Source organism: Nonomuraea sp. NPDC047529 (assembly GCF_040642995.1).
GTDB lineage: Bacteria > Actinomycetota > Actinomycetes > Streptosporangiales > Streptosporangiaceae > Nonomuraea.
In genome coordinates this window covers 53,851-77,808 of sequence record NZ_JBEYTJ010000008.1, presented here as the reverse complement: position 1 = coordinate 77,808, position 23,958 = coordinate 53,851, and the positions used below count along the sequence as shown (strand labels likewise).

General features: G+C 72.7%; 20 protein-coding genes, 1 other RNA gene and 1 pseudogene. 14 read left to right on the top strand and 8 right to left on the bottom strand.

Annotated elements, in window-relative coordinates:
• Nucleotides 1-11: 11 nt before the first annotated feature.
• The 4 genes from ABZ815_RS14955 (at nucleotide 12) to ABZ815_RS14940 (ending at nucleotide 5,456) form a co-directional block, all read left to right on the top strand.
• The gene (locus ABZ815_RS14955) at nucleotides 12-524 is read left to right on the top strand and encodes a YbhB/YbcL family Raf kinase inhibitor-like protein (RefSeq protein ID WP_357697904.1); all 513 of its coding nucleotides are present in this window, start codon (nucleotides 12-14) and stop codon (nucleotides 522-524) included.
• 199 nt (nucleotides 525-723) lie between these two features.
• Nucleotides 724-2,139 carry a hypothetical protein gene (locus ABZ815_RS14950; protein ID WP_357697902.1) on the top strand — a complete coding sequence of 472 codons (1,416 nt, stop codon included), beginning with the start codon at nucleotides 724-726 and terminating at the stop codon, nucleotides 2,137-2,139.
• An 80-nt stretch (nucleotides 2,140-2,219) separates the two neighbouring features.
• Nucleotides 2,220-4,406, top strand: coding sequence for a SulP family inorganic anion transporter (locus tag ABZ815_RS14945; protein ID WP_357697901.1), 2,187 nt, complete (start codon nucleotides 2,220-2,222; stop codon nucleotides 4,404-4,406).
• 33 nt (nucleotides 4,407-4,439) lie between these two features.
• Complete coding sequence (locus ABZ815_RS14940; protein ID WP_357697899.1) at nucleotides 4,440-5,456, top strand: NAD-dependent epimerase/dehydratase family protein; 1,017 nt, start codon at nucleotides 4,440-4,442, stop codon at nucleotides 5,454-5,456.
• A 319-nt stretch (nucleotides 5,457-5,775) separates the two neighbouring features.
• Here ABZ815_RS14940 and ABZ815_RS14935 read toward each other — a convergent pair whose 3' ends face one another.
• From ABZ815_RS14935 to ABZ815_RS14915, 5 genes are all read right to left on the bottom strand, one after another.
• Complete coding sequence (locus ABZ815_RS14935) at nucleotides 5,776-5,949, bottom strand: hypothetical protein (protein ID WP_357697897.1); 174 nt, start codon at nucleotides 5,947-5,949, stop codon at nucleotides 5,776-5,778.
• A 132-nt stretch (nucleotides 5,950-6,081) separates the two neighbouring features.
• Nucleotides 6,082-6,472: RNase P RNA component class A (gene rnpB, locus ABZ815_RS14930), an RNA gene on the bottom strand.
• A gap of 145 nt (nucleotides 6,473-6,617) precedes the next feature.
• Complete coding sequence (locus tag ABZ815_RS14925) at nucleotides 6,618-7,853, bottom strand: bifunctional RNase H/acid phosphatase (RefSeq protein WP_357697895.1); 1,236 nt, start codon at nucleotides 7,851-7,853, stop codon at nucleotides 6,618-6,620.
• A complete protein-coding gene (locus ABZ815_RS14920) occupies nucleotides 7,850-8,590 on the bottom strand; it encodes a C4-type zinc ribbon domain-containing protein (RefSeq protein WP_357697893.1) in 741 nt (246 codons plus the stop codon). Before ABZ815_RS14920 ends, ABZ815_RS14925 begins: the two co-directional genes overlap by 4 nt.
• Before the next feature lie 2 nt (nucleotides 8,591-8,592).
• The gene (locus ABZ815_RS14915; protein WP_357697891.1) at nucleotides 8,593-9,393 is read right to left on the bottom strand and encodes a Nif3-like dinuclear metal center hexameric protein; all 801 of its coding nucleotides are present in this window, start codon (nucleotides 9,391-9,393) and stop codon (nucleotides 8,593-8,595) included.
• A gap of 117 nt (nucleotides 9,394-9,510) precedes the next feature.
• Between ABZ815_RS14915 and ABZ815_RS14910 the strand changes: the two genes are divergently transcribed.
• The 10 genes and pseudogenes from ABZ815_RS14910 to ABZ815_RS14865 all read left to right on the top strand — a co-directional run bounded on the left by ABZ815_RS14910 (nucleotide 9,511) and on the right by ABZ815_RS14865 (nucleotide 20,237).
• Entirely contained in the window at nucleotides 9,511-10,974 is a 1,464-nt protein-coding gene (locus ABZ815_RS14910; RefSeq protein ID WP_357697889.1) for an NAD(P)/FAD-dependent oxidoreductase, read from the top strand.
• 118 nt (nucleotides 10,975-11,092) lie between these two features.
• Nucleotides 11,093-12,121, top strand: a complete 1,029-nt coding sequence (locus ABZ815_RS14905) for a membrane dipeptidase (protein ID WP_357697887.1) — start codon at nucleotides 11,093-11,095, stop codon at nucleotides 12,119-12,121.
• The gene (locus ABZ815_RS14900; RefSeq protein WP_357697885.1) at nucleotides 12,118-13,179 is read left to right on the top strand and encodes a M20 family metallopeptidase; all 1,062 of its coding nucleotides are present in this window, start codon (nucleotides 12,118-12,120) and stop codon (nucleotides 13,177-13,179) included. Before ABZ815_RS14905 ends, ABZ815_RS14900 begins: the two co-directional genes overlap by 4 nt.
• 228 nt (nucleotides 13,180-13,407) lie before the next feature.
• Nucleotides 13,408-13,824, top strand: a complete 417-nt coding sequence (locus ABZ815_RS14895) for an SSI family serine proteinase inhibitor (protein WP_357697883.1) — start codon at nucleotides 13,408-13,410, stop codon at nucleotides 13,822-13,824.
• Between the two features lie 75 nt (nucleotides 13,825-13,899).
• Nucleotides 13,900-14,700, top strand: coding sequence for a GNAT family N-acetyltransferase (locus tag ABZ815_RS14890; RefSeq protein ID WP_357697881.1), 801 nt, complete (start codon nucleotides 13,900-13,902; stop codon nucleotides 14,698-14,700).
• 61 nt (nucleotides 14,701-14,761) lie between these two features.
• Nucleotides 14,762-16,198, top strand: coding sequence for an Nramp family divalent metal transporter (locus ABZ815_RS14885; RefSeq protein WP_357697879.1), 1,437 nt, complete (start codon nucleotides 14,762-14,764; stop codon nucleotides 16,196-16,198).
• Nucleotides 16,199-16,245: 47 nt separating this feature from the next.
• A pseudogene (locus ABZ815_RS14880) lies at nucleotides 16,246-17,199 on the top strand (zinc-binding dehydrogenase); the annotation flags it as partial.
• A gap of 12 nt (nucleotides 17,200-17,211) precedes the next feature.
• Nucleotides 17,212-18,105, top strand: a complete 894-nt coding sequence (locus tag ABZ815_RS14875; protein WP_357698288.1) for an NADP-dependent oxidoreductase — start codon at nucleotides 17,212-17,214, stop codon at nucleotides 18,103-18,105.
• A gap of 16 nt (nucleotides 18,106-18,121) precedes the next feature.
• Nucleotides 18,122-19,081: a YafY family protein gene (locus ABZ815_RS14870; protein ID WP_357697877.1), complete on the top strand. Its 960-nt coding sequence runs from the start codon at nucleotides 18,122-18,124 to the stop codon at nucleotides 19,079-19,081.
• A gap of 43 nt (nucleotides 19,082-19,124) precedes the next feature.
• Nucleotides 19,125-20,237, top strand: coding sequence for a C45 family peptidase (locus ABZ815_RS14865; protein WP_357697875.1), 1,113 nt, complete (start codon nucleotides 19,125-19,127; stop codon nucleotides 20,235-20,237).
• Here ABZ815_RS14865 and ABZ815_RS14860 read toward each other — a convergent pair.
• Genes ABZ815_RS14860 through ABZ815_RS14850 form a run of 3 tightly spaced genes read right to left on the bottom strand, consistent with a single transcriptional unit; the run spans nucleotide 20,198 to nucleotide 23,904 of the window.
• A complete protein-coding gene (locus tag ABZ815_RS14860) occupies nucleotides 20,198-21,706 on the bottom strand; it encodes an AMP-binding protein (protein WP_357697873.1) in 1,509 nt (502 codons plus the stop codon). The genes ABZ815_RS14865 and ABZ815_RS14860 overlap by 40 nt on opposite strands.
• A complete protein-coding gene (locus ABZ815_RS14855; protein ID WP_357697871.1) occupies nucleotides 21,707-22,741 on the bottom strand; it encodes an acyl-CoA dehydrogenase family protein in 1,035 nt (344 codons plus the stop codon).
• A complete protein-coding gene (locus tag ABZ815_RS14850; RefSeq protein WP_357697869.1) occupies nucleotides 22,738-23,904 on the bottom strand; it encodes an acyl-CoA dehydrogenase family protein in 1,167 nt (388 codons plus the stop codon). Before ABZ815_RS14850 ends, ABZ815_RS14855 begins: the two co-directional genes overlap by 4 nt.
• Nucleotides 23,905-23,958: the final 54 nt, after the last annotated feature.

Genomic DNA, 23,958 nt, shown 5'->3' with positions numbered 1-23,958 from the left:
GTGTGACAGTGGTGGCTTTCGCGCTCACCTTGTCAGGTTGCGCCGCCCTGGGCATCGGAAGGTCCCAGGCCAAGGAGATCGCGGAGATCAACGTCTCGAGCCCGGAGTTGCGCGACGGCATGCCGCTGCCGGGCGAGTACTCCTGCCGGGGCCGCCAGGGCAGCCCTCCGCTGCGCTGGTCCAGCGAGCCCTTGCCGAAGGCCAAGTCGATCGCGATCGTGGTCGACTCCCACACTCCCTCCGAATCGGCCGTTCACTGGGTGCTCTACAACATCCCGGCGACCACGACCGAGCTGGGGCCGGGTGCCGCCGAGAGTCCGCCCGAGGGCTCCGGCCAGGCCAAGGTCACCAGTGGGAAGGCGGGCTACGAACCGCCCTGCAACACCCCGGGCAGCTACCGGTTCACCGTCTACACGTTGAACGACAAGGTCGAGGCGAAAGAGGGCGGGCTCCCCGAGATCTTGAAGGAGATCGCCGACCACACGATCGCCCGGGGCCGGCTGACGGCGGTGAACATCCAGTGACAGGGCGATCACCGCAGGTAGACCGGATGGACCAATTCTTTGCGTAGGGTGTGACAACTCTCATAGTGGTCCGACAGAATCAAATCCAATTGTTAGGCATTGGTGATCAAAGGGGGCAGATCGCGTCGATGGCCGCGCGATCTCACCGATGCCACAGGGAGGCCATGGCTTTGAGGGTGGTGCAATGATCGCGGTCGTCGTGAGCTTGGTCGCTGTCGTGCTCCTCGTGCTCGTCGTCGTGGCACTGGGCATGCGTTCCATGAACCGCCGGGAGAGCTCTCTCCCTCCGGAACGGCTGAAGGAGATGGCCGAGAAGGAGGAGATGACGCACGCCCGGTCCACCGACGAGTTCGCCGCGCACGAACCACGGATGGCCAATTTCAGCCCTGACTTCTCCCCGATCGACGAGGTGAAGCCCAAACCCGTCCGCACCGGCCAGCGTGGCAGGCGTGGCGTCGACGAGTGGGGCAACCCGACCACCGACCACGAGGACGAGGAGTTCTGGGCGAACATCCGCAGCGACGCCGAGGAGGGCGGTTTCGGTGCCGGCGGCACCGTGGCGGCCAGGAAGGGCGCCGCGCGTCCCGTCGATCGCGAGCAGCCCGCAGAGCGCCGTGAGCGCCCGGCCGAGCGCCGTGAGCGTCCCGCGAAGCCGCAGCCCGTGGCCGCCGCGGCCGACCCCAACGCCGCGACCGTCCAGGCCCCCCTGCCCCAGCGCCAGCCCGCCCCGGCCGCCGCGGCCAACCTCGCCGACCTGGTGGAGCCCGCCAAGCGACCGGTTCCCTCCGCGTCCGACATGGCCGACCAGCGCACGGTGACGTTCGCGGCGCCGACGCCCGACGTGCTGAGCCTGCTCGGCGGGGCCGCCCAGCCGGTCGTGCCGGCCTCGCGTCCCGAGGCCCTGCCGGCGAGCGGCGCCCACCCCGCGAACGGCAACGGCTCGTTCCCCGCCTCCCCCTCCTACCCGGCGACGTCCGGCGGGTCCTACTCCGGCGTCACCTCCAGCGGGTCCTTCCCGGTCGCCCCGGTCACGCCCATCCACGGCGCGCCGACCAGCGACCCGTTCCCCGCCTACAACAACGCGGCCGACCCCCTTGAGACGACCTGGACGGGCGCGCCCGCCGCGGCCACCTCGGGCTCCTGGCCCGCCGCCTCGCCCGACATCCTCGACGACCCCTCCCCCGCCTCCTACGCCGCCCCGGCCGGCTCCTGGCCCGCCTTCGTCGAGCAGCCCGCGGCCACCGCCTCCCCGTCCGCCGCCTTCCCGGCGTCGTACGAGGTGCGCGCCGGCTGGGCCGTGGCCGACGACTCCGGCTCCCCGATCACCGGGCCCTCCCCGGCCACCGGCACCCCGACCGTCCCCGCCCGCGCGGTCTCGGCCTACGACGACGTGCTGTCGGCTCCTCCGGCGACGCCCCAGCCGTCCTCGGTCGCGTACGAGACGGGCGACTTCGCCGCCGGGCCCGGCCCCGCCTGGCCCGAGCCGCCGTCCGGCACGGCGAACTGGCCGACGTACGGCGGGCAGTCGCAGGGCGCGGCCGCTCCCGGCCAGGCCGACAACGGCGGCGGCCGCCGCCGGGCCCCGGAGCAGGACTACAACGACTACTACCGCTGATCTCCGGCCCCTTACCGAATGAGTAAAACCCCCGCGACGACCCGCTAAAGCGGGGGTGGCGCACCACTAGGGTTTCCGACATGATCGGCGATACCCTCAGTAGCTGGTTGCGTACGCTACGGCATGATCTACCCGCTTCGCTCGTGGTCTTCCTCGTCGCAGTCCCGTTCTCCCTGGGCATCGCGACGGCCTCGGGCGCACCGCCGGCCGCCGGTCTCATCGCCGCCGTCGTGGGCGGGGTCGTGGCCGGCTCGCTGGGCGGATCGGCCGTCCAGGTGAGCGGACCCGCGGCCGGGTTGTCCGTGGTGGTCGTCGAGCTGGTGCGCATTCACGGCTGGCGGGCCACGTGCATGATCACGCTGCTGGCGGGGGCCGTCCAGCTGGTGCTCGGCGTGGTCAAGGCGGCCAGGGTGGTGCCGGTCCTCTCCCCCGCGGTCGTCCGCGGCCTGCTGGCGGCGGTGGGCGTGATCCTCGCGCTCTCCCAGCTCCACGTGGTCCTCGGCGGGCAGCCCCAGCTCTCGGCCCTGGCCAACCTGGCCGACCTGCCCGGGCAGATCGCCGGCCTCCACGGGCACAAGGTCGCGCTGGGCCTGTTCACGATCGTGGTGCTCGCGTTGTGGACGCGGCTGCCCGAGCGGGTCAGGGCGGTGCCGGCGCCGCTGGTCGCGCTGCCGGCCGCGGCGGGCGTCGCCTGGCTGTCCGGCTGGGACGTCACCCGCGTCGACCTGGCCGGCAGCTTCTCCGGGTGGGGCTTCCCCGTGCTGCCGTCCGCCGACTGGCACACGATCGTGGGCGCGGTGCTGCTCGTGGCGATGCTGGGCAGCGTCGAGTCGCTGCTGGGCGCGACGTCCGCCGACGGAGGTCACCCCGGCCGTCGTGCCGATCTCGACCAGGAGCTGGCCGGACAGGGCGTGGCCAACATGGTGTCGGGGGCGCTGGGCGGCCTGCCGATCGCCGGTGGAATCGTGCGTACGGAGGCGAACGTGCGGGCCGGCGGGCGCACCCGGTCGTCGTCGATCCTGCACGGGGTGTGGGTGCTGGTGTTCGCGGTGGGGTTCGGCTGGACGGTCCGGCTGATCCCGCTGGAGGCGCTGGCGGCGCTGCTGGTGTTCACCGGCGTGCGGATGGCCGGCCTCGCGCGCCTCAGGAAGGGCCGCGGGCACGGCGAGGTGCCGGTCTACGTGGTGACGGTGGTGTCCGTGCTCGTGCTGGGCCTGGCCGAAGGGGTGCTGGCCGGGCTGGCGCTGGCCGGGCTGCTCGCGCTGCGCCGGCTGACCTGGGTGAACGTACGCAGGCGCGAGGAGCAGGACGGCCGCCTGCACGTGACGGTCACCGGCTCGCTGACGTTCCTCGGCGTGCCCAGGCTCACGCACGGGCTGCGGTCGATCGCCGCGGGCACGCCGGTCGACCTCGATCTCACCATCGACTTCATGGACAACGCGGCGTTCGAGGCCATCCACTCCTGGCGGCTGGACCACGAGCGGACGGGCGGCACGGTCGACCTCGACGAGCCGTACGACGAGTGGTACGCGCTGGCGGCCCGCGGGACCCGTACCGGCAGGTCCCCCGACCGGCGGTGGGTGCCGTGGACGCCGCGGACGCGTCCGGGACGCCGCACCATCCCCGACGACGGCGGCTCGACCCCGGCCACCTGCACCGAGGGGTCGCGCGAACTCCACCACCGTGCGGCTGCGCCGGTGCGGCCGATCTTCACCGAGCCGGCGGGCAAGCAGCAGCCGACCCATCTGTTCATCACGTGCGCCGACTCCAGGATCGTGCCCAGCCTGATCACGGCGAGCGGCCCCGGCGACCTGTTCACCGTGCGCAACATCGGCAACCTGGTGCCGCGCCGCGGCTCCGAGCCGCACGACGACTCGGTCGTGGCCGCGATCGAGTACGCCACGCAGGTGCTCGGCGTGCGCACGATCACCGTGTGCGGGCATTCCGGATGCGGGGCGATGGCCGGGGTGCTCAGCGCCGGGGTGCAGGCGGGCAGCCTGCCGGGGCTGCGGCGCTGGCTGCGGCACGGGAACCACAGCCTGGCCAGGTTCATCGAGACCGAGGGCGACCGGCTGCACAACGGGGCCCTCGACGTGCTGTGCCGGGTGAACGTGCAGCAGCAGCTGGAGAACCTGCGGACCTACCGGAAGGTGGACGAGCAGGTCAGGGCGGGCAAGCTGGAGCTGGTGGGCCTGTACTTCGACATCGGGTCGGCGCGGGTGCACCTGGTGCCGCCGCTGCGGTCTTCGCTCTCCGTGAAGTTGTGAGCCCGCGTCCCGCCGGGCGCCGAAGATGGGTTCATGAATATTTTGCTCATCGGCGGCACAGGGTTCCTGGGGCGCGCCATCGCGGAGGAGGCGTTGGCTCGTGGCCATGAGGTCACGACGTTCAACAGGGGGCTGAGCGGCGACGACGTGCCGGGCGTCGAGACCGTGCGTGGCGACCGCGAGTCCGTCGCCGACCTGGAGCGGCTGACCGACGGGCGGTCGTGGGACTTCGTGGTGGACACGTCCGGGTATGTGCCGCGGGTGGTGGGCGAGTCGGTGCGGGCGCTGTCGGGCAGGGCGGCGACGTACGCGTTCATCTCCAGCGTCTCGGCCCTCGACGGGTTCCCGGCCAAGGCCGCCACCGAGGACACCGCCGGATGGCCGTGCGAGCCCGACGCCGGCCCCGACGACGGCGACTACGGCGTGCTGAAGGCCGGCTGCGAGCGGGCGGTCGAGCAGGGCTTCGACGGCAACGCGTTGATCATCCAGCCGGGGCTGATCCTCGGGCCGCACGAGAACGTGGCCCGGCTGCCCTGGTGGCTGACCCGTATCTCGCGGGGCGGCCGGGTGCTGGCGCCGGGCGATGCCGCCACGCCGATGCAGCTCGTCGACGCCCGCGACGTGGCGATCTTCACCCTCGACCAGGCCGAGCGGGGCGTCGCCGACCGGTTCGCGGTGACCGGCCCGGCGGGCAACACCACCTACGGCGAGTGGCTGGAGCTGTGCAGGCAGGTCACCGGGTCCGACGCGGAGCTCGTGTGGATGGACGCGGAGTTCCTGGTCGAGCAGGGGGCGGGCACGTTCGTGGAGCTGCCGCTGTGGGGCGGGCCGGCGTCCGAGGAGATCGACCACTTCTGGAGCGTGCCGACGGGCAAGGCCGAGGCGGCGGGGTTGCGGGCGCGTCCGGTCGCGGAGACCGTGCGTGACACGTGGGCGTGGTTGCGCGAGATCCCGGAGGAGCAGCGTTCCTACGGCCGCAGAACGGTCCACGGGATGGCCCCGGACAAGGAGGCCGGCATCCTCGCCGCCTGGGACGCCCGCTCCTCCTGACCCTCACGGCGAACCGTCCGGGCCCGGCGACGCGCCACCGTCGGCGGCCCGCCGGCCCCGGGCAGGCGGCCGGGGCCAGCTGGGCGGGCGGGCCCGGATGAGGCTGAAGGGGCCTCGTTCCGGTGCCGAGAACCTCGTGACGTGGGAATACGCATACACCGCAAACCGGCGGGCAGGTGACCCACGGTGTACGTGAACTCACGGGGGAGGGTTCGACGATGACGTACCAGAGCAGGCCCGTCACGGGCTGGGTGGGCTGGGTGTGGTTCGCCGGCATGCTTATGATCATGTCCGGCGTGTTCAACATCATCACCGGCCTCTACGCGGTGATCAACAGCGGGCTGTTCGTCCGCACGCCATCCCGCCTGCTGTTCTTCAACATCGGCACCTGGGGCTGGATCCATCTGCTGTTCGGGATCGTCCTGCTCCTGACCGGTATCGCGGTGACCGTGGGGCAGACCTGGGCCCGCATCGTGGCGGTTGTCCTCGTCATGATCAACGCGATGACACAACTCACCTGGATCGCGGTCAACCCGTGGTGGTCGCTCGCGGTCATCGCGGTGGACGTGCTGGTGCTGTACGCACTGATCGTGCACGGCCGGGAGGCCCAGGAACTGGGAGGTGAGAGACGAGCCGGCCTGTAGGCCGGGTTCTGTCCTTCGCGAACGAAGGGGCGACCATCCATCTAGGGCCGCCGTTGCCGGCGGCCTCAAGCGGTCTACCCGCGCGGCTCGGGCGGGCAGCCCTCGAACGTCGCGCGCGGAACGCTCCGGAGAGCGTCCCTTCTTGACCTTGCTCCGGGTGGGGTTTACCTAGCCGCCCACGTCACCGTGGGCGCTGGTGGTCTCTTACACCACCCTTTCACCCTCACCCCCCACCGAGGCGGGGGGCGGTCTGCTTTCTGTGGCACTGTCCCGCGGGTCACCCCGGGTCGGCGTTACCGACCACCCTGCCCTGTGGAGCCCGGACCTTCCTCGGCGGGCCCGGAGGCCCGACGCGGCCGCCCGGCCGACTCGTCTTCAGGGAAGATTATCAAACCTCAAGCCGTTCCCAACCGAGTCGCAAGATCGATTGGGTGGAATGGGCATGTCACCGCCTGAGGGGGGCGGAGGCAGCAGTGGCCGCGCCGGGATGTTCTGGCGGCTCCCGGCGCGGCCGCGCTCAACGCAGATGGGCCGTGTCGTTGAACGACTTCACCACGGCCGGGCCGTCGGCGTAGTACTCGATCAGCGACAGGCAGGCCAGGTCGAGGTGCATCCGGTAGAGCGCGCCCAAGGGCGCGGTCAGCGCTTCGCGCAGCAACATCTTGATCGGCGTCACGTGGGAGACGGCGAGCACGGTCTTGCCCTCGTAGCGCTCCACCAGCCGCTCCCCCGCCGCCTGGACGCGACGGGCCGCCGTGGCGAAGCTCTCGCCACCGGGCGGCGCGGTGTCGGGACCGGCCAGCCACGCGGCCAGCTCGTCGGGCCACTGGCGCTGCACCTCGGTGAACGTGTGCCCCTCCCAGGCGCCGAAATCGGCTTCCCTGAGGTCTTCGTCCACCTCGACGTCGAGCCCGGTGCGCTGCGCCACGGCCTCGGCCGTCTGCCTGGCCCGCCTGAGCGGCGAGGAGACGATCACCTCCGGCCGGTACGGCTCCCGCGACAAACGTTCGGCGGCCGCCGCGGCCTGGGCCAGCCCGTTGGCGGTGAGCTCGGCGTCGCCGAGGCCGGAGAAGCGGCGTTCGACCGACAGCGGTGTCTCGCCGTGCCTGAGCAGCAGCAACGAGGTGGCCACGCGGGTGGGCGGGGCCCAGCCGGTGCCCTTGGTGCGCTGCTGGGCGGCGGCCACGGAGGCCGTGGGGGCCGACAGCCCGGAGATCTCGCCCGCGTCGAGGAGGTCGGTCTGCTCGACCACCACCGGCGGCGTGCGGACCGCCGCGCCGGGCACGGGCACCGCCGGTGCGCCGGCGTCGTGGGTGCCGCCCGCCTTCCAGGTCAGGCCCTTGGCGGCGGCGTCCATGGCCTCGTTGGCCAGCCGGTCGGCGTGCTTGTTGTGCTCGCGCGGGATCCAGGTCCACTCGACCACCCGCAGCCGCCTGGCCAGCGCGCCGGCCTCCAGGGCGAGCGGGCGCAGGCCCTCGTTCTTGATCTTCCAGCGGCCGGCCATCTGCTCGATGACCAGCTTGGAGTCCATCCGCACGGCCACCTCGGCGCCCTCGCCGCCCACCCCGAGCACGGTGGTCAGCCCGGCGATCAGCCCCCGGTACTCGGCCACGTTGTTGGTGGCGACGCCGATCGCCTCGGCGGCCTCGGCCACGACCTGGCCGTCGGCGGCGTCCCTGACGACCGCGCCGTAGCCGGCCGGGCCCGGGTTGCCACGCGAGCCGCCGTCGGCCTCGATGACGTACGACGTCACAGGCCGGACTCCGGGGTGCGGACCAGGATCCGCCGGCATTCCTCGCAGCGCAGCACCTCGTCGTGGGGGGCGGCCTTGATGGAGTTCATCTCGGCGATGGACAGGGCCACCTTGCAGCCCTGGCAACGGCCGCCGCGCAGCATGGCGGCGCCCACGACGTACTGGTCCTTGAGCTTGTCGTAGAGCTTCAGCAGGTCGGCGGGGATCTCGCCGGCGACGGCGGCGCGGCGGGCCTGGACCTCGCCCGCCTCCTTGTCGATCTCCTGCAGCGCGGCGTCGCGGCGGTCTTCGGCGGCGGCGCGGGTGGTGGCCACCTCGTCGCGCTGGGCGACCAGGTCGGTGGCCTTGCCGTCGGCCGCCTCCCTGCGCTCCATGATCTCCAGCACGATCTCCTCCAGGTCGCCCTGGCGCTTCTGCAACGAGGTGATCTCGGACTGCAGGCTCGCCAGGTCGCGGGGGGAGGTCACGGCGCCGGAGTCGAGGCGCTTCTGGTCGCGGTCGGCGCGGGTGCGCACGGCCTCGACGTCGGTCTCGGCCTTGGTCTGCTCGCGCGCGAGGTCGCCGGCCTCGGTCTCGGCCTCGATGACCTGGGTGACGAGCCTGGCCAGGCGCTTGGACTGCTCGTCGATCTCGGCCAGCTCGGGCAGGGTGCGCCGGCGGTGCGCCAGCCGGTCGATCACGGAGTCGAGCTCTGCCAGGTCGAGCAGTCGCTTCTGGGCCTCAGGGGCTGCTTTCATGATCAATATCCTCTTGTCCAAGCATCGGTGACCGTGGCGGAGACGCGCGTTTCAACGGTAACGCCACTGGAGCGCAGGATGGACGCCGCGCTGTCGAGCCAGGGCCACTCGGTGGCCCAGTGGGCGGCGTCGATCAGGGCGGGGCCGCCCGACTCGACGAACTCGCTGGCCGGATGGTGCCGCAGGTCGGCCGTGAGGAACACGTCGACGCCCGCGGCCCTGGCCGCGCCGAGCAGTGAGTCGCCCGCGCCGCCGCTGACCGCGACGCGTGTCACGGGGCGGGCCAGGTCGCCCGCCACGCGCAGGCCGCCGGAGGTGCGCGGCAGCCCCTTGGCGGCGCGCGCGGCGAACTCCCCCAGCGTCGAGGGCTCGCGCAGCTCGCCGATGCGGCCCAGGCCGCGCCAGGGGTCGTCGGGGAAGGGCTGGAGCGGTACGAGGTCGCCGGTCAGGCCCACGGCCCTGGCCAGGGCGTCGGAGACGCCGGGGTTGGCGGTGTCGGCGTTGGTGTGGGCGGTGTAGAGGGCGACGTCGTGCTTGATCAGCCGGTGGATCAGGCGGCCCTTGGGGGTCGTGGCGGCCACGCTCGTGGTGCCGCGCAGGTAGAGCGGGTGGTGGGTGACGATCAGGTCGGCGCCCCACTCAAGGGCCTCCTCGGCCACGACCGCGACCGGATCGACGGCGAACAGCACCTTGTGCACCCGTTCGGCAGGGTCGCCGCAGACCAGCCCCACCGCGTCCCATGACTCGGCCCGGGCGGGCGGGTAGGCCGCCTCGAGCACCTCGATCACCTCAGTCAGCGTCACAGCAGCCACCTGCGCAGACTACCGGCCCATGGGAGGGCCGCGCGGGGCGTGGCGGAGGGTGTCGCCAGAACGCGGTTCGGCGTACTGTAAGTGGATCCTGACTTCGCGGAGGACGGCATGGCACCCAGCGTCGCGATCATCGGAGCGGGCTTCGGCGGCCTGTGCATGGCGATCCGGCTGCGGCGTGCCGGAATCGGCTCCTTCACGGTCTTCGAGAAGGCCGCGGACCTCGGCGGCACGTGGCGGGACAACAGCTATCCGGGGGCGGGCTGCGACATCCCATCGCATCTGTACTCGTACTCGTTCGAGAAGTACGCGAGCTGGACCCGTCGCTACCCGGCCCAACCCGAGATCCTCGGCTACCTAGAGCATTGCGCCGATAAATACGACGTCAGGCGAAAAATCCGCTTCGGGACGGAAGTGCGGCGGGCGGTCTTCGACGGCCGCCGCTGGCAGGTGACCAGCGCCCACGACGGCGTCGAACACACCGAGGCGTTCGACGTGGTCGTCATGAGCGTGGGCCAGCTCAACCGCCCCCACCTGCCCGAGATCCCCGGCATGTCCGACTTCGAGGGCGTCTCCTTCCACTCGGCCCGCTGGAACCATGACCACGACCTCACCGGCCGCCGCGTCGCCGTGATCGGCAGCGGCTCGTCGGCGGCCCAGCTCATCCCGACCGTCGCCGAGCGGGCCGCGCATCTCGACGTCTTCCAGCGCACGCCCAACTGGGTGATCCCCAAGCCGGACGCCACGTTCGGCCCGCTCGCCCGGCTGGCCTTCCACCACGTCCCCGGCCTCCAGCGGGCCTACCGCGAGTGGATCTACCGGTACGCCGAGGCCACGCTCTACCCCGCCCTGGCCGAGGGGTGGAGCGCCGGCCTGCTGAGGAAGCGCGCCCTGGCCCACCTGCGCGCCCAGGTCCCCGACCCCGTCCTGCGGGCGAGGCTGACGCCCGGCTATCCGCCCGGCTGCAAGCGCGTCGTCATCGACAGCGCCTTCTACCCGGCGCTGACCAGGCCGGACGTCGAGGTCGTGACCGACCCGATCGTCCGGATCGGGCCGAAGGGCGTAGAGACCACCGAGGGCCTGCGCGAGGCCGACACGATCGTGTACGCGACCGGCTTCCGCAGCACCGAGTTCCTGGCCCCGATCGAGGTCACCGGGCTCGGCGGGCGGACGCTGGCCGAGCAGTGGCGCGACGGCGCGCACGCCTACCTCGGCATCTCGGTGCCGAACTTCCCCAGCATGTTCCTGCTCTACGGCCCGAACACGAACCTGGGCCACAACTCGATCATCTACATGATCGAGTGCCAGGTGGACCACGTCATGGCGTGCCTGCGGAGGGTGGCCGAGCAGGGGCCGATCGAGGTGCGTCCCGAGGCGATGGCCGCCTGGAGCCGGCAGCTCGACGCGGCCATGGCCCGCATGGTGTGGGGCGAGGGGTGCCGGAGCTGGTACAAGACGGCCGAAGGACGGGTCACGAACAACTGGCCCGGCTCGACGACGCTCTACCGGCGACTCACCGGCAGGCCGCCGCGCGGGGCTTACCGGACCGTCGCGGAAGGGCCGTCTTCGGCGTAGGAAGGCGTGGGGGACGGTCGAGGAGGGGCCGTCTTCGGTGTGGCGGACAAGATGGCGGGGGAAAATCGCGCTTGGGGTGCATTGGAGCAGGTCGGGCGCGCGCGGTAACGTCCTTCGCATGACGCTTCCCCTGCACCGGCGTGCCGTCGTGGCCGACACCCACAATGATCTCCTCATGGCGGTCTCCGCCCGGCCGCCCCAGCAGTGGGCCTCCTTCTTCCGCGAGCGGTGGCTGCCCCAGCTCGTCGAGGGCGGGGTCGACCTGCAGATCCTGCCGGTCTTCATCGACGACCAGTACCGGCCCGAGGGCGCGCTGCGGCAGACGCTGCGCATGATCGAGTGCGCCCACGTGATCGCGGAGGGCAACCCCGACGCCGTACGGCTCTGCCTGGACGCCTCGGCGATCGACGCGGCGCTGGAAGAGGGCAGGATCGCCCTGGTGCTGGCGCTGGAGAGCATGCCGGGGCTCGACGAGAGCGTGGAGCTGATCTCGACCGTCCACCGGCTGGGCGTGCGGGTGGCCTCGATCGCCCACTTCGGGCGTACGCCGCTGGCCGACGGCAGCGCCGAGGACGCCACCGGCAGCGGCCTGACCAGCCGCGGCGTGGCCGCCCTGAGCGAGATGGAGCGCCTGGGCATGGTGTTCGACGTCTCACACCTCGGCGCGTCGGGCGTGGCCCACGTGCTGGAGCTGGCGACCAAGCCGGTGATGGCCACCCACTCCGCGGCCCGCGCCCTGCGCGACCACCACCGCAACCTCACCGACGACCAGCTCCGCGGGGTCGCCGCCACGGGCGGCGTGGTCTGCGTGAACTTCTACGCCCCCTTCCTGGCCGACCGTATGGAGGACATGACGCTCGACCGCCTGCTCGACCACATCGAGCACGTCGCGCAGGTGGCCGGGATCGACCACGTCGGCCTCGGCCCCGACTTCATCCGCGAGGTCATGGACGACCTGACGCCCCCGTGCTGCGAGGACCTGGAGCCCGATGGCCTCGACCCCAAGGCGTCGGTCCCCGGCCTGGAGGGGCCCGCCGGGCTGCCCATGGTGACCGAGGGGCTGCTCGCCCGCGGCCTGCCGGAGAAGGACGTCACCAAGATCATCGGTGGCAACGTCCACCGGTTCCTCGGAGAGCGGCTGGCATGATCGAGGATCTGGAGGAGCTCGTCCTGTGCGAGTCGTTCTCGCGCGACCTGGAGGCCGTGGCCCGCAGCGCCGAGGTCGTGGCCGCGATGGGAGCCCGTCACCTGGGGGCGAAGCCGGAGTTCCTGGTCATCGACGGCGTCACCCATCTGCGCTGGACGTTCGGCACGCCCCGGGTGCTGCTGCTCGGCCACCACGACACCGTCTGGCCGATCGGCACGCTGGCGACCCACCCGTGGTCGGTCGTGGACGGGGTGGCGCGCGGGCCGGGCGTGTTCGACATGAAGGCCGGGCTGGTGCAGACGTTCCACGCGCTCGCCGGGCTCGACTCCCTCGACGGCGTCACGCTGCTGGTCACCGGTGACGAGGAGCTGGGCTCGATCACGTCCGCGCCGCTGATCACGGACACCGCGCGCGGGCTGGCCGCCACGTTCGTCATGGAGGCCAGCGCGGACGGCGGCGCGCTGAAGACGTCCCGCAAGGGCACGTCGATGTACACGTTGCGGGTGCGCGGCAAGGCGGCGCACGCCGGGCTGGAGCCGGAGAAGGGCGCGAACGCGGGCGTCGAGCTGGCGCACCAGATCCTGGCCATCGCCGCGCTCGGGGCCGGTGACACCACGGTCACCCCGACCGTGCTGCGCGGCGGGACCACGCTCAACACCGTCCCGGCCGAGGCGACCGTGGGGGTCGACGTGCGGGCGAGCACGGTGGCCGAGCAGCTGCGGGTGGACGCCGCGATGCGGGAGCTGGTCCCGGCGGTGCCCGGCACGCGGCTGGAGGTCGAAGGGGGCCCCAACCGGCCGCCGCTCGAAGCCGCGATGTCGGCCTCGCTCTACGCCCTGGCGCAGGACCTGGCCGAGCGGCTGGACGTGGGCCCGCTGCCCTCCGCCGCGGTGGGCGGCGCCTCCGACGGGAACTTCACCGCGGGGGCGGGCTGCCCGACGCTCGACGGGCTGGGCGCGGTGGGCGGCGGCGCGCACGCCGACCACGAGCACGTGGTGGTGGCCGAGATGCCACGCCGCACCGCCCTCCTCCGCTCCCTCATCGAGGCGGTGCGCTGAAGGAGCGAGGCGGTGCGCCCAAATCCGTGAGGCTGTGCGGGGTGCGCCGGGAAGCCGGGCCCGCGTCATGGCCTCGCGCCGGACGGACGGGTCCGGCCTCGGGGCCGGGGTGATCATCGGGGACAGCATTCTGTCACTCCTTCACCAGTGGTATCGATACAGTGACTCCCTGTAGTCCTTTGACGTGCGCCGCCACTCTCGGGGCGCACGTTGACCAGGGAGGTTCCCATGACATTCATGCTGACCGCCGCTCGCCGGACGGCCGCCCTAACCCTTTGCGCGGCCGCCGCGCTCGCCGTCCCGTTCGGGGCGAGCCCGGCGGGCGCCGCCGCCGCCGACGACGAGCCGGGCGTGCTGCTGTTCATCACCGTCACGCCCAGCAACGGCGGCGGCGCGTACTCGATGCGGCTCACCTGCGACCCCGACGGCGGCACGCACCCGCGCCCCCGGACGGCCTGCGCGGAGCTGCACGAGGTCGACGGCGTGATCAAGGACCTCAACGTCGACCCGGGCGCCTGCCCGCGCAACTACGCGCCGGTCGACGTCCACGTCAGAGGCCACTGGTACGGCCGCACGACGTCCTACGACAGAAAGTTCGAGAACGACTGCGTCATGGAGCGCACGCTCGGGGCGCTCGTGAAGTGAGCCCCGGCCGTGCCTGACATGCCCGTCCGCGACCCGCGGGCGGGCATGTCGCCGTCCGGCGGGCATAGTGGGGGCATGACGAGCCGGGAGGAGGCCGCCGCGGCGGCGGCCAAGAGTGGTGTGGTGATCCGCGAGTTGCACGAGATCGGCGAGTTCTCGCAGGTCTTCCGGCTTTTCGAGCAGATCTGGCGGCCCGACCCGGGCAACGCGCCGGTCAGCGTCGAGATGATGATCGGGTTCGCGCACGCCGGGAACTACGTGACCGGGGCCTACGAGGGCGACGTGCTGGTGGGGGCGTCGGTGGGCTTCCGCGCGGCGGGCGGCGCGCTGCACTCCCACGTGACGGGCGCGTCGATCGGGCGGGGCATCGGCTACGCGCTCAAGCTGCACCAGCGGGCGTGGTGCCTGGAACAGGGCCTGGAGCGCGTCACCTGGACGTTCGACCCGCTCGTCCGCCGCAACGCCCGCTTCAACCTGGTCAAGCTGGGCGCCCGCCCCGAGGAGTACCTGCGCGACTTCTACGGCGTGATGGCCGACGCGATCAACGAGGGCGATTCCTCCGACCGCCTGCTGGCGGTGTGGCCGCTGGACGAGCGGCCGATCGAGCCACGGGTCGAACCCGCCGAGGGCCGCCCCCGGGTGCTGGAGGAGGGCGGCGACGGCCCGCTCGTCCGGGCGGCGGACACGGACACGGATGCCGACGTCGTGCTGGTGGGCACGCCGCGCGACGTCGAACGGCTGCGCGGGCAGGACCCGGCGGCGGCCAGGGCCTGGCGGGCGGCGATGCGCGAGGTGCTCGGCGGCCTCATGGAGTCCGGCGGACGGGTGGTGGGGCTCACCGACCACGGGGACTACGTGGTGACCCTGACCGGATAGTTCACCGGCGTAAGAGATCTGCGTAAGGTGACGGTACGGGAAGCCGAACAAGGAGATCCGCATGACGGACTTCACCCCCACCGTCCCGGCGCGAATCCTGCCGTCCGTCACCGTCCGCGACCTGCCCGACCTTCCCCGCTCGACCTGGCGCGTCATCGGCCCCGGGCTGGTCGGGGCGGGGGTGGGGCTGGCGTCGGGCGAGTTCATCATCTGGCCCTACATCGCCTCCCAGGTGGGGCTGGTGTTCGTCTGGGGCGCCGCGGTCGGCATCGTCACCCAGTGGTTCCTGAACATGGAGATCGAGCGGTACACGCTGGCCACCGGCGAGACCGCGCTGACCGGGTTCAGCCGGATGTGGAAGCACTGGGGCCTGGTCTTCGTCGTGATGACGCTGGCCTCGAATCTCTGGCCGGGCTGGGTGACCACGTCGGCCACGATGGTGACGTACCTGACCGGGTCCGGCGCGGGCGGCGTGCGGTGGATCGCGATCGGCATGCTCGTCGTGATCGCGCTGGGCCTGACGCTGGCGCCGGTGATCTACACGGCCCTCGAACGGGTGATCTTCGTGAAGATCGCCCTGGTGGCCACGCTGGCCGTGGTCGCGATCCTGTTCGCCGTCAACGCCGACAGCTGGGTCGAGCTGGGCAAGGGGCTCACCGTCAGCGCGCGTTTCCCCGCAGAGGAGCTCGGGATCGCCGTGCTCATGGGCGCCGTCGCCTACGCCGGCGCGGGCGGCGGCCAGAACCTGTGCCAGAGCAACTGGATCCGTGACAAGGGCTTCGGCATGGGTTCGTACGTCCCGCGCCTGGTCAGCCCGGTCACCGGCGAGGAGGAGGCGGCCGCCTCGACCGGCTTCCAGTTCCCGCCGACCGAGGGCAACCTGGCGCGCTGGCGCCGGTGGTGGCGCTTCGCCAACGCCGAGCAGGGCGCCACGTTCGCGCTGGTGTCGTTCCTGACGATCGCGCTGATGTCGATGCTGGCCTACTCGACCGTCTTCGGCCGGCCGGAGGTGGCGGGCAAGAACGACATCGGCTTCCTGAAGGTCGAGGGCGAGGTGCTGCAGGGCGCGGTCGGCACGTGGTTCGGGGTGCTGTTCTGGGTGATCGGCGCGCTGGCCCTGTTCGCCTCGGCGATGGGCATCGTCGACTACACCTCGCGGCTGGCCTCGGACACGATCAAGACGGTCTACCTGCGCGACCGGCCCGTCTCGGTGAACCGGGTCTACTTCGTCACCGTCTGGGCGATGACGCTGGTGGGGATCGCGATCCTGCTGCTCGGGTTCGACCAGCCGCTGATCCTGCTGGTGTTCTCGGCGTGCTTCGCGGCGGTGATGATGTTCGTCTACTCGATCCTGCTGATCGTGCTGAACCGGCGGTCGCTGCCGGAGGCGATCAGGGTCAGGTCGTACCGGCTGGGGGCGCTGGTCTGGTCGGTGGCGTTCTTCGGGACGCTGACCGTCCTGGTGGTCGTCCAGCAGGTGCAGAAGCTGACCGGGTGAGCGCCGGGGTTGACCTCAAGTTCGCTTGAGGTAGGACACTCGGCGGCATGGATGTTGTCGAGGTGACGAAGTTCGGTGGTCCCGAGGTGCTCCGGGTGCGGCGGGTGGACGATCCCGTCGCGGGGCCGGGGCAGGTGGTGGTCGGCGTCTCGGTGGCCGACGTGATGTCGCTGGACGCCCAGTTGCGCGCCGGATGGGGACAGGAGTGGTTCCCCAACCGGCCGCCGTTCGTGCCGGGGACCGGGGTGGCCGGGCGGGTGCTGTCGGTGGGCGAGGGGGTGGACCCCGCCTGGACGGGACGGCGGGTCGCGGCCCTGGTGCCGGGCGGGTACGCCGAGCGGGTCGTGACCGGGGTGGACACGCTCGTGCCGGTGCCCGACGAGGTCAGCTCGTGGCTGGCGGCGGCGTTGCTCCAGGTCGGCCCGGCGGCGATCAGCCTGGTGACGGCGGCGGAGCTGAAGCCGGGGGCGCGCGTGCTGGTCACGGGGGCCGGCGGGGCACTGGGCCTGCCGATCGTCCGGCTCGCGCGGGCCGCCGGCGCCCGGGTGACGGCCGCCGCCCACGGCCCGGCCAAGCGGGCGGCGGCGCTGGCGGCGGGCGCGGCCGAGGCGGTCGACTACCCCGCCCTGACCGCCACCGGCTTCCGGACAGCCGAAGCGAGCGGGGACGCGGTGGGGGCGTTCGACGTGGTCTTCGACGGGGTCGGGGGGCGGGTGGGGGCCGAGGCGTTCGCGTTGCTCGGGCCCGGCGGGGTGTTCTTCGCGTACGGGGTGCCGAGCGGCTCGACGGCGCTGGTGGACCCCGCCGAGGCGGCGCGGCGCGGCGTGCGGCTGGTCGGCATGGAACAGGTGCAGTTCGCCCCCGAGGAGTTCCGTCGACTGGCCGGGCAGGCGCTGGGCATGGCGGCCACCGGCGAGCTGACGACCGTCGTCGGCCTGGCCGTGCCGCTCGACCGCGCCCACGAGGCGCACGCCGCCCTGGAGGCCCGTGAGCTGGTCGGCAAGGCGGTGCTGCTGGTCACCGCCCAGGCCGTGCGCTACCACGAGCACGGCGGCCCCGAGGTGCTGGCGCTGGAGGAGGTGCCGCTGCCCAGGCCGGGCGCCGGGCAGGTGCGCGTGGCGGTCCGGGCGGCCGGGGTGAACGCCCTGGACTGGAAGCTGCGCACCGGCTTCCGGGGCACGCCCCCCGACGGCCCGCAGGGCACCGGGATCGAGCTGGCCGGAACGGTCGACGCGCTCGGCCCGGGGGTGGCCGGCCTGGAGGTGGGCCAGGCGGTGTTCGGCCAGGTCGCGTCGGGGGCGGCGGCCACGTACGCGCTGGCCGAGGCCGCCGCGCTGCGTCCCAAGCCGGAGCACCTGTCGTACGCGGAGGCCGCCGCGCTGCCCGTCGCGCTGGAGACCGCCCACCGCACGCTGGAGGAGCTGGGCCTGCGCGCGGGCGAGACGCTGCTCGTCCACGCGGTCGCGGGCGGCGTCGGCCTGGCCGCCGCGCAGGTCGCGCTGGCCCGGGGCGCCCACGTGGTCGGCACCGCGAGCGAACGCCACCACGCCTTCCTGCGCGAGCTCGGCGTCGTCCCCGTCACCTACGGGGACGGGCTGGAGCAGCGCCTGCCCGGCCCGGTGGACCGGGTGCTGGACGCCTCAGGACGCGGCGAGGTCGGGCTGTCGGTCGGGCTCACCGGCGACCCGGACAAAGTGCTCACCATCGCCGACCCGGCGGGCGCGGCCGAGCACGGCGTGCGCTTCTCCACGGGTAAGGGCGGGACGTTCCCGGCGGACGTGCTGCCGCGCGTCCCGGTCGCGGAGGTGTTCCCGCTGGAGCGGGCGGCCGACGCCCATCGGCGCAGCCAGGACGGCCACTTCCTCGGCAAGCTCGTCCTGGACGCGGAAGCCTCCTTGCCGCGATAGCGGGCACACTGGGCCCATGCTGGAAACCTCCGCCCGCCTGCTCAAGCTGCTGTCGCTGCTCCAGGCGCATCGCGAATGGACGGGTCCGGAGCTGGCCACCCGGCTGCGGGTCTCGACCAGGACGATCCGCAACGACGTCGAGCGCCTGCGCTCGCTCGGCTACCCCGTGCACGCCACGCCCGGGACGGCCGGCGGGTACCGGCTCGGCGCCGGGGCGGCGCTGCCTCCGCTGCTGCTGGACGACGAGGAGGCCGTGGCGGTCGCGGTGGGCCTCGGCCGGGCGGCGGGCGGCGGCGTGGAGGGCATCGAGGAGACCTCGGTGCGGGCGCTGGCCAAGCTGGAGCAGGTCCTGCCCGCCCGGTTGCGGCGCCGGGTGAACACCCTCAACGCCTACACCGTGCAGGTCCCCGGCTCGGGGGCGGCGCCCGTCCGGCCGGAGGTGCTGACCGCGATCGCGAACGCCGCCCGCGACCACGAGCGGCTGCGCTTCGACTACACCGGGCACGACGGCTCGCCGGCGGTCCGGGACGTGGAGCCGTACCGGCTGGTCCACCGGCGGGGGCGGTGGTATCTGGTGGGCTTCGACGTCGAGCGGGACGACTGGCGCACGTTCCGGGTCGACCGCCTGCTGCCCCGGACGCCGACCGGCCCCCGGTTCACGCCCCGGGAACTGCCCGGCGACGGCGACCTGGCCGCGTACGTCGAGAAGGGCGTCAGCACGGCGATGTGGCGCCACCGCGCGACGGTGCTGCTGCACGCGCCCGCCGAGCACATCGTGGCGCTGCGGCCCGGCCTGGCGGTCGAGCCGGCCGGCGAGCACGCGTGCCTGCTGGAACTCGGCGGCGACGACCTCACCGGGATGGCGGCGTGGATCGGCTTCCTCGGCGTCGACTTCGAGGTGCTCGACCCGCCGGAGCTGGCCGAGACGGTCCTCGGCCTGTCGGAGCGCTACCGGCGGGCGGTCAGCGGACGGTAGGAGCCCGGTCAGCGGACGGCGGCACTCTCGCGGCATGACGAACATGACCTGTGTCGCAGGCGGCAATGACGACTTCCAGCTTGTCACGCACCTCACTGTCACCGGCAGCCAGTTCGAGATCGGCCGGGTGCTCACCGAGGAGGCCCGCCGGCTCGGCTGGTCGCCCAGGGCCGCCGACCCCGCGGTGAACAGAGCGAGGATGTCCTGGTTCGAGCGGAACTGGCCGCAGCACCACGCCCGTCTGGACGGCGCGGCGGCCGCGCTCGGCCTCGACCCGGACCAGGACGACCTGGCCCTCGACGGCTGGAACCGCGTGCCCGAGGGCTCGGCCTGCTCAGGACTGTGGTGCCCGCCGTCCGCCTCGGCCGACGGCCACGGCAGGGTGGGCCGCAACTACGACTTCTTCGTCTCGACCGCCAGTGAGATCAGGGGCAGGCAGCCCCGCCCGGACGAGCTGCCGATGGGCGCCCGCCCCTACGTGATCACCACCGTCCCCGACGACGGGCTCGCCTCGACCGTGATCACCATGGACGACCTCGACGGCTGCATGGACGGCATGAACGAGGCCGGCCTGACCGTCATGCTGCTGCTCGCCGACGTCGAGAACGCCGCGCCGCCGGCGCACACCGCCCCGCAGGTCGGGCTGGGCAGCACCCAGTTGCCCAGGTTCCTCCTGGACACCTGCGAGACCGCGGCCCAGGCCAAGCAGGCGCTGCTGGCCGCCAAGCAGTACGACCACGGCCTGCTCCTGCACTACCTGGTCGCCGACGCGCACGGCCAGGCGTTCGTCTGGGAACGCGGCAGGGACGGCAGCGAGCACGCCGTCGAGTTCGGCGACGGGCCGCTGTGCGTCACCAACCACCTGCTGCACCGCCACCCGGACCCGACGGACCTGCCCGCCGACACCACGCCGAGCCTGGGCACCTACGGCCGGCTGCGCACTCTGTACGAGCGCAGCAAGGGCGTCACCCTGTCCGGCCCGGACCTGCGCGACCTGCTGCGCGCGGTCCGGCCGGACGAGGACCCGGGCACGCCGTTCCGGACGTTGTGGACCACGGTCTTCGACACCGCCGACCGCACCCTCGCCACCCGCTTCTACCTCGGCGACGGCCGCGACTACAGCGAGGAGCTGGTGTTCCCCGCCTCGGCCAGGTAGCCCTCGCGCACCTTCGAGCGCGACAGCTTGCCCGTGGGGGTGCGCGGGAGCCGCTCGCGGTACTCGACGACCTTCGGGTGCTTGAACCGGGCCAGCCTGGGCCCGCAGTGTTCGAGCAGCTCGGCGGTGAGCGCCGGGCCCGGCTCGACGCCCTCGGCGAGCTGCACGAGGGCGACCACGTTGTGGCCCCACTCCTCGTCCGGCACGCCGATGACGGCGACGTCGGCCACCGCGGGATGCTCCAGCAGCGCGGCCTCGATCTCGGCGGGGTAGATGTTCACCCCGCCGGAGACGATCAGGTCGGTGCGCCGGTCGCACAGGAACAGGAAGCCGTCCTCGTCGAGGTAGCCGATGTCGCCGGGGGCGTACCACTCCCCCAGCATGCTGGCGGCGGTCTTGGCCGGGTCCTTGCGGTACTCGAAGGAGCCCATCGACGACTTGACGTAGATCATGCCGGGTTCGCCGGGCGGCAGCTCCTCGCCGTTCTCGTCGCAGATCCTGGCCTCGAACGTCGGCGCCGGGCGGCCGACCGTGCCCGGCCTGGCCAGCCAGTCGTGCGGCTTGACGGAGAAGGCGATCGTGGACTCGGTCGAGCCGTAGTACTCGTACAGCACCGGGCCCCACCAGTCCATGATCGCCTGCTTGACGGCGACCGGGCAGGCCGCGGCCGTGTGGATGACCTGCCGCAGGCTCGACACGTCGTACTTGGCCCTGACGTCCTCGGGCAGTTGCAGCATGCGGTGGAACATGGTCGGCACCATCATGGCGTTGGAGACGCGGTGGCGCTGGATCAGCTCCAGGATGTCGACCGGGTCGAACCTGGGCGTGATCACCACCGTGTGCCCGAGGTGCAGCGCGAACTGGGTGTGCGCGCAGGGCGCCGAGTGGTACATCGGCGAGGTCACCAGGTGCACGGCGTCGCCCGGCGTGAGGTCGACGACCTCGCCGAGGAACCACGTGTACAGCGGCACGATGGCCTCCGGCTCGGCGTCGGGCAGCGCGCGCTGCACGCCCTTGGGGAAGCCGGTGGTGCCGGAGGTGTACCACATGACCGCCCCCGCGGTCCGCCCGGCGGGCGCGTCCGCGGGCTGCCCCTCGGCCAGCCCGGACGTGCCGACCTCCCCGCCCGGGACGGTGTGCGCCGCGTCGGTGACCACGACCTTGGCGTCGCAGTCGGACAGGATGTAGGCCACCTCGGAGTCGGTGAGGTGCCAGTTGACCGGCACGTAGTAGAGCCCGATCTGGCCGGTCGCCATGAGCATGACGACGGCGTCGAGGCCGTTGGTCAGCACGCCCGCGACCACGTCGCCCTTGACCAGCCCGCGCGCCCGCAGGCCGTGGGAGACCTGGTTGACCCTGGCGAGCAGGTCGCCGTACGTGGTCTCGGCGCCGTCGGTGTCGATCACGGCCAGGCGGCCTGGGTCGGCCGCTGCGATGGCGTAGAAGCCGGGAAGGCCGCTGATGTCCATCTACAACTCCAGGAGTTCCGCTAGCCGGGCCCGGTGGATGCGGGGCGGGCCGAGCAGCACCTCGTCGGCCTTGGCCCGCTTGTAGAACAGGTGCGCGTCGTGCTCCCAGGTGAAGCCTATGCCGCCGTGCAGGAGCAGGTGGTCGCGGGCGACCTCGAAGCAGGCGCGGCCCACGTACGCCTGGGCCAGGGCGGCGGCGCCGGGCAGCTCGCCGGGGGACTCGTCGGCGGCCCAGGCGGCGTACCTGACGATCGACTCGGCCTGTTCGAGCTTGCCGTGCATGTCGGCGAGCTTGTGCTTGACGCCCTGGTAGGAGCCGATGTAGCGGCCGAACGCGACGCGGATCTTGGCGTAGGCGACGATGGCGTCCAGTGAGGCGCGCAGCACGCCCAGCTGCTCGGCGGCGAGCGCGACGCACAGCCGGTCGCCGATGCCGCTGCCGGCGGGCGGCCGGCCGAGCACGCGGGCGGGGGCCTGCTCCAGGGTCACCCGGGCCTGGCCGCGCGTGAGGTCGAGGGTCTCCAGCGGCGTCCGCGTGACACCGGGTCCGGCCAGGTCGACGGCCGCCAGCAGCACGCCGCCGTCGGGGGCGGGGACGGGCGCGAGCAGCACGTCCGCCTCCATGCCGGACAGCACGCGGGGCAGGGCGCCGGTGACGGCCGCGCCGTCGAAGGCGAGGTCCTGCTCGGGCTGGACGAGCGTGGCGGCGACGCGGCCCTCGGCGATGCCGCCCAGCAACTCCTTGTCGGGCACCTGGGTGAGCGCGAGCGCGGCGAACTGGGTGGCGAGGAAGGGGCCGGGCAGCAGCGCGGCGCCGGTCTCCTCCAGGGCCACCGCGAGGTCGGCGAGCCCGGCCCCCGCGCCGCCGTGCTCCTCGGGGACGACCAGGCCGGACAGGCCCAGCTCGCCGTTGAGCCGGGCGTACACCTGGGGGTCGTAGCCCTCGCGGGCCTTGCGCAGCGGCGAGGCGGCGCGCAGGAAGTCGCGCACGGCCTCGCGGAGCTGCCGCTGTTCCTCGCTGAGTACGAGCTTCACCCCTGCGTCCCCACCTTCAGGTCCTTGAACGGCACGGTCTTGTCCATCCTCGGCTCCGGCGGCAGGCCGAGCACCCGGTCGCCGACGATGTTGCGCATGATCTCGTTGGTGCCGCCGCCCAGCGCCATGCCGGGGGCCAGCGAGATCGACCGGGACAGCGGATGGTCGCCGACCACCGACTCGGGGCCGGCGAGCTGGGTGGCGAGGTCGGCCTGGAACAGGGTCAGCTCGGCCAGCAGCAGCTTGGCGGCGCTGCCGCGGGCGCCGGGGAAGATCCCGGCCCTGGTCTCCTGGGCGAGCCGCTGGTTGAACAGCGCCAGGGCGCGGCTGCGGATGTGCAGCTCGACGAGCTGGTCGCGGACCAGCGGGTCGCTGGTGTCGAGCGTCTCGCGCAGCGCCTCGAACGTGGCCGGGTTGTCCTTCTGCCCGCCCATGCCGACGCCGGCGGAGATCGACAGCCGCTCGTGCAGCAGGGTGGTGACGGCCACGCTCCAGCCGTCGTCGACCTCGCCGATCCGGTGCTCGTCGGGGATCGTCACGTTGTCGAAGAAGATCTCGTTGAAGTTGGCCCTGCCGGACATGTCCTTGAGCGGCCTGACGGTCACGCCGGGGTGGTGCATGTCCACCACGAACATGGTCAGGCCGCGGTGCTTGGGCACCTCGACGTCGGTGCGGGCCAGCAGCAGGCCCCAGTCGGCGTGGTGGGCGACCGACGTCCAGACCTTCTGGCCGTTGACGACCCAGGTGTCGCCGTCGCGTACGGCGCGGGTCTGGAGGCTGGCCACGTCGCTGCCGGCGCCCGGCTCGGAGAACAGCTGGCACCAGATCTCCTCGCCGCGCAGCAGCGGCCGGACGAAGCGCTCGCGCTGCGCGTCGGTGCCCCGGTCCACCAGCGTCGGCCCGGTCATGCCCAGGCCGATGGAGAAGACGTACGTGGGGAGGGTGTGGTCGCGGGCCTCGGCGGCGAAGGCGCGTTCCTCGGCCTGCGTCAGCCCCTGGCCGCCCCACTGCCGCGGCCAGGTGATGCCGGAGTAGCCGGCGTCGTAGAGCCTGGCCATGAACTCCTTGGCGTGGGCGAGGGCGTCGGCCCCCGGCTGATCGCCGGCCGGGACGTTGTCGCGCAGCCACTCCGCGGCGGCACGCCGATACTCTGCAAGGTCCACATCGACTCCTTGGCATCAGTGTTCACTTACTCTAGTCAGGTCGCGGCGGCACGC

Excerpts from the sequence above, each read along its gene's own strand:
- ABZ815_RS14945 (WP_357697901.1), top strand. The coding sequence starts at position 2,220 with ATGATCGGCGATACCCTCAGTAGCTGGTTGCGTACGCTACGGCATGAT.
- ABZ815_RS14940 (WP_357697899.1), top strand. The coding sequence starts at position 4,440 with ATGAATATTTTGCTCATCGGCGGCACAGGGTTCCTGGGGCGCGCCATC.
- ABZ815_RS14935 (WP_357697897.1), bottom strand. The coding sequence starts at position 5,949 with ATGACGAGGACAACCGCCACGATGCGGGCCCAGGTCTGCCCCACGGTC.
- ABZ815_RS14920 (WP_357697893.1), bottom strand. The coding sequence starts at position 8,590 with ATGAAAGCAGCCCCTGAGGCCCAGAAGCGACTGCTCGACCTGGCAGAG.
- ABZ815_RS14910 (WP_357697889.1), top strand. The coding sequence starts at position 9,511 with ATGGCACCCAGCGTCGCGATCATCGGAGCGGGCTTCGGCGGCCTGTGC.
- ABZ815_RS14905 (WP_357697887.1), top strand. The coding sequence starts at position 11,093 with ATGACGCTTCCCCTGCACCGGCGTGCCGTCGTGGCCGACACCCACAAT.
- ABZ815_RS14900 (WP_357697885.1), top strand. The coding sequence starts at position 12,118 with ATGATCGAGGATCTGGAGGAGCTCGTCCTGTGCGAGTCGTTCTCGCGC.
- ABZ815_RS14895 (WP_357697883.1), top strand. The coding sequence starts at position 13,408 with ATGACATTCATGCTGACCGCCGCTCGCCGGACGGCCGCCCTAACCCTT.
- ABZ815_RS14890 (WP_357697881.1), top strand. The coding sequence starts at position 13,900 with ATGACGAGCCGGGAGGAGGCCGCCGCGGCGGCGGCCAAGAGTGGTGTG.
- ABZ815_RS14885 (WP_357697879.1), top strand. The coding sequence starts at position 14,762 with ATGACGGACTTCACCCCCACCGTCCCGGCGCGAATCCTGCCGTCCGTC.
- ABZ815_RS14870 (WP_357697877.1), top strand. The coding sequence starts at position 18,122 with ATGCTGGAAACCTCCGCCCGCCTGCTCAAGCTGCTGTCGCTGCTCCAG.
- ABZ815_RS14865 (WP_357697875.1), top strand. The coding sequence starts at position 19,125 with ATGACCTGTGTCGCAGGCGGCAATGACGACTTCCAGCTTGTCACGCAC.
- ABZ815_RS14860 (WP_357697873.1), bottom strand. The coding sequence starts at position 21,706 with ATGGACATCAGCGGCCTTCCCGGCTTCTACGCCATCGCAGCGGCCGAC.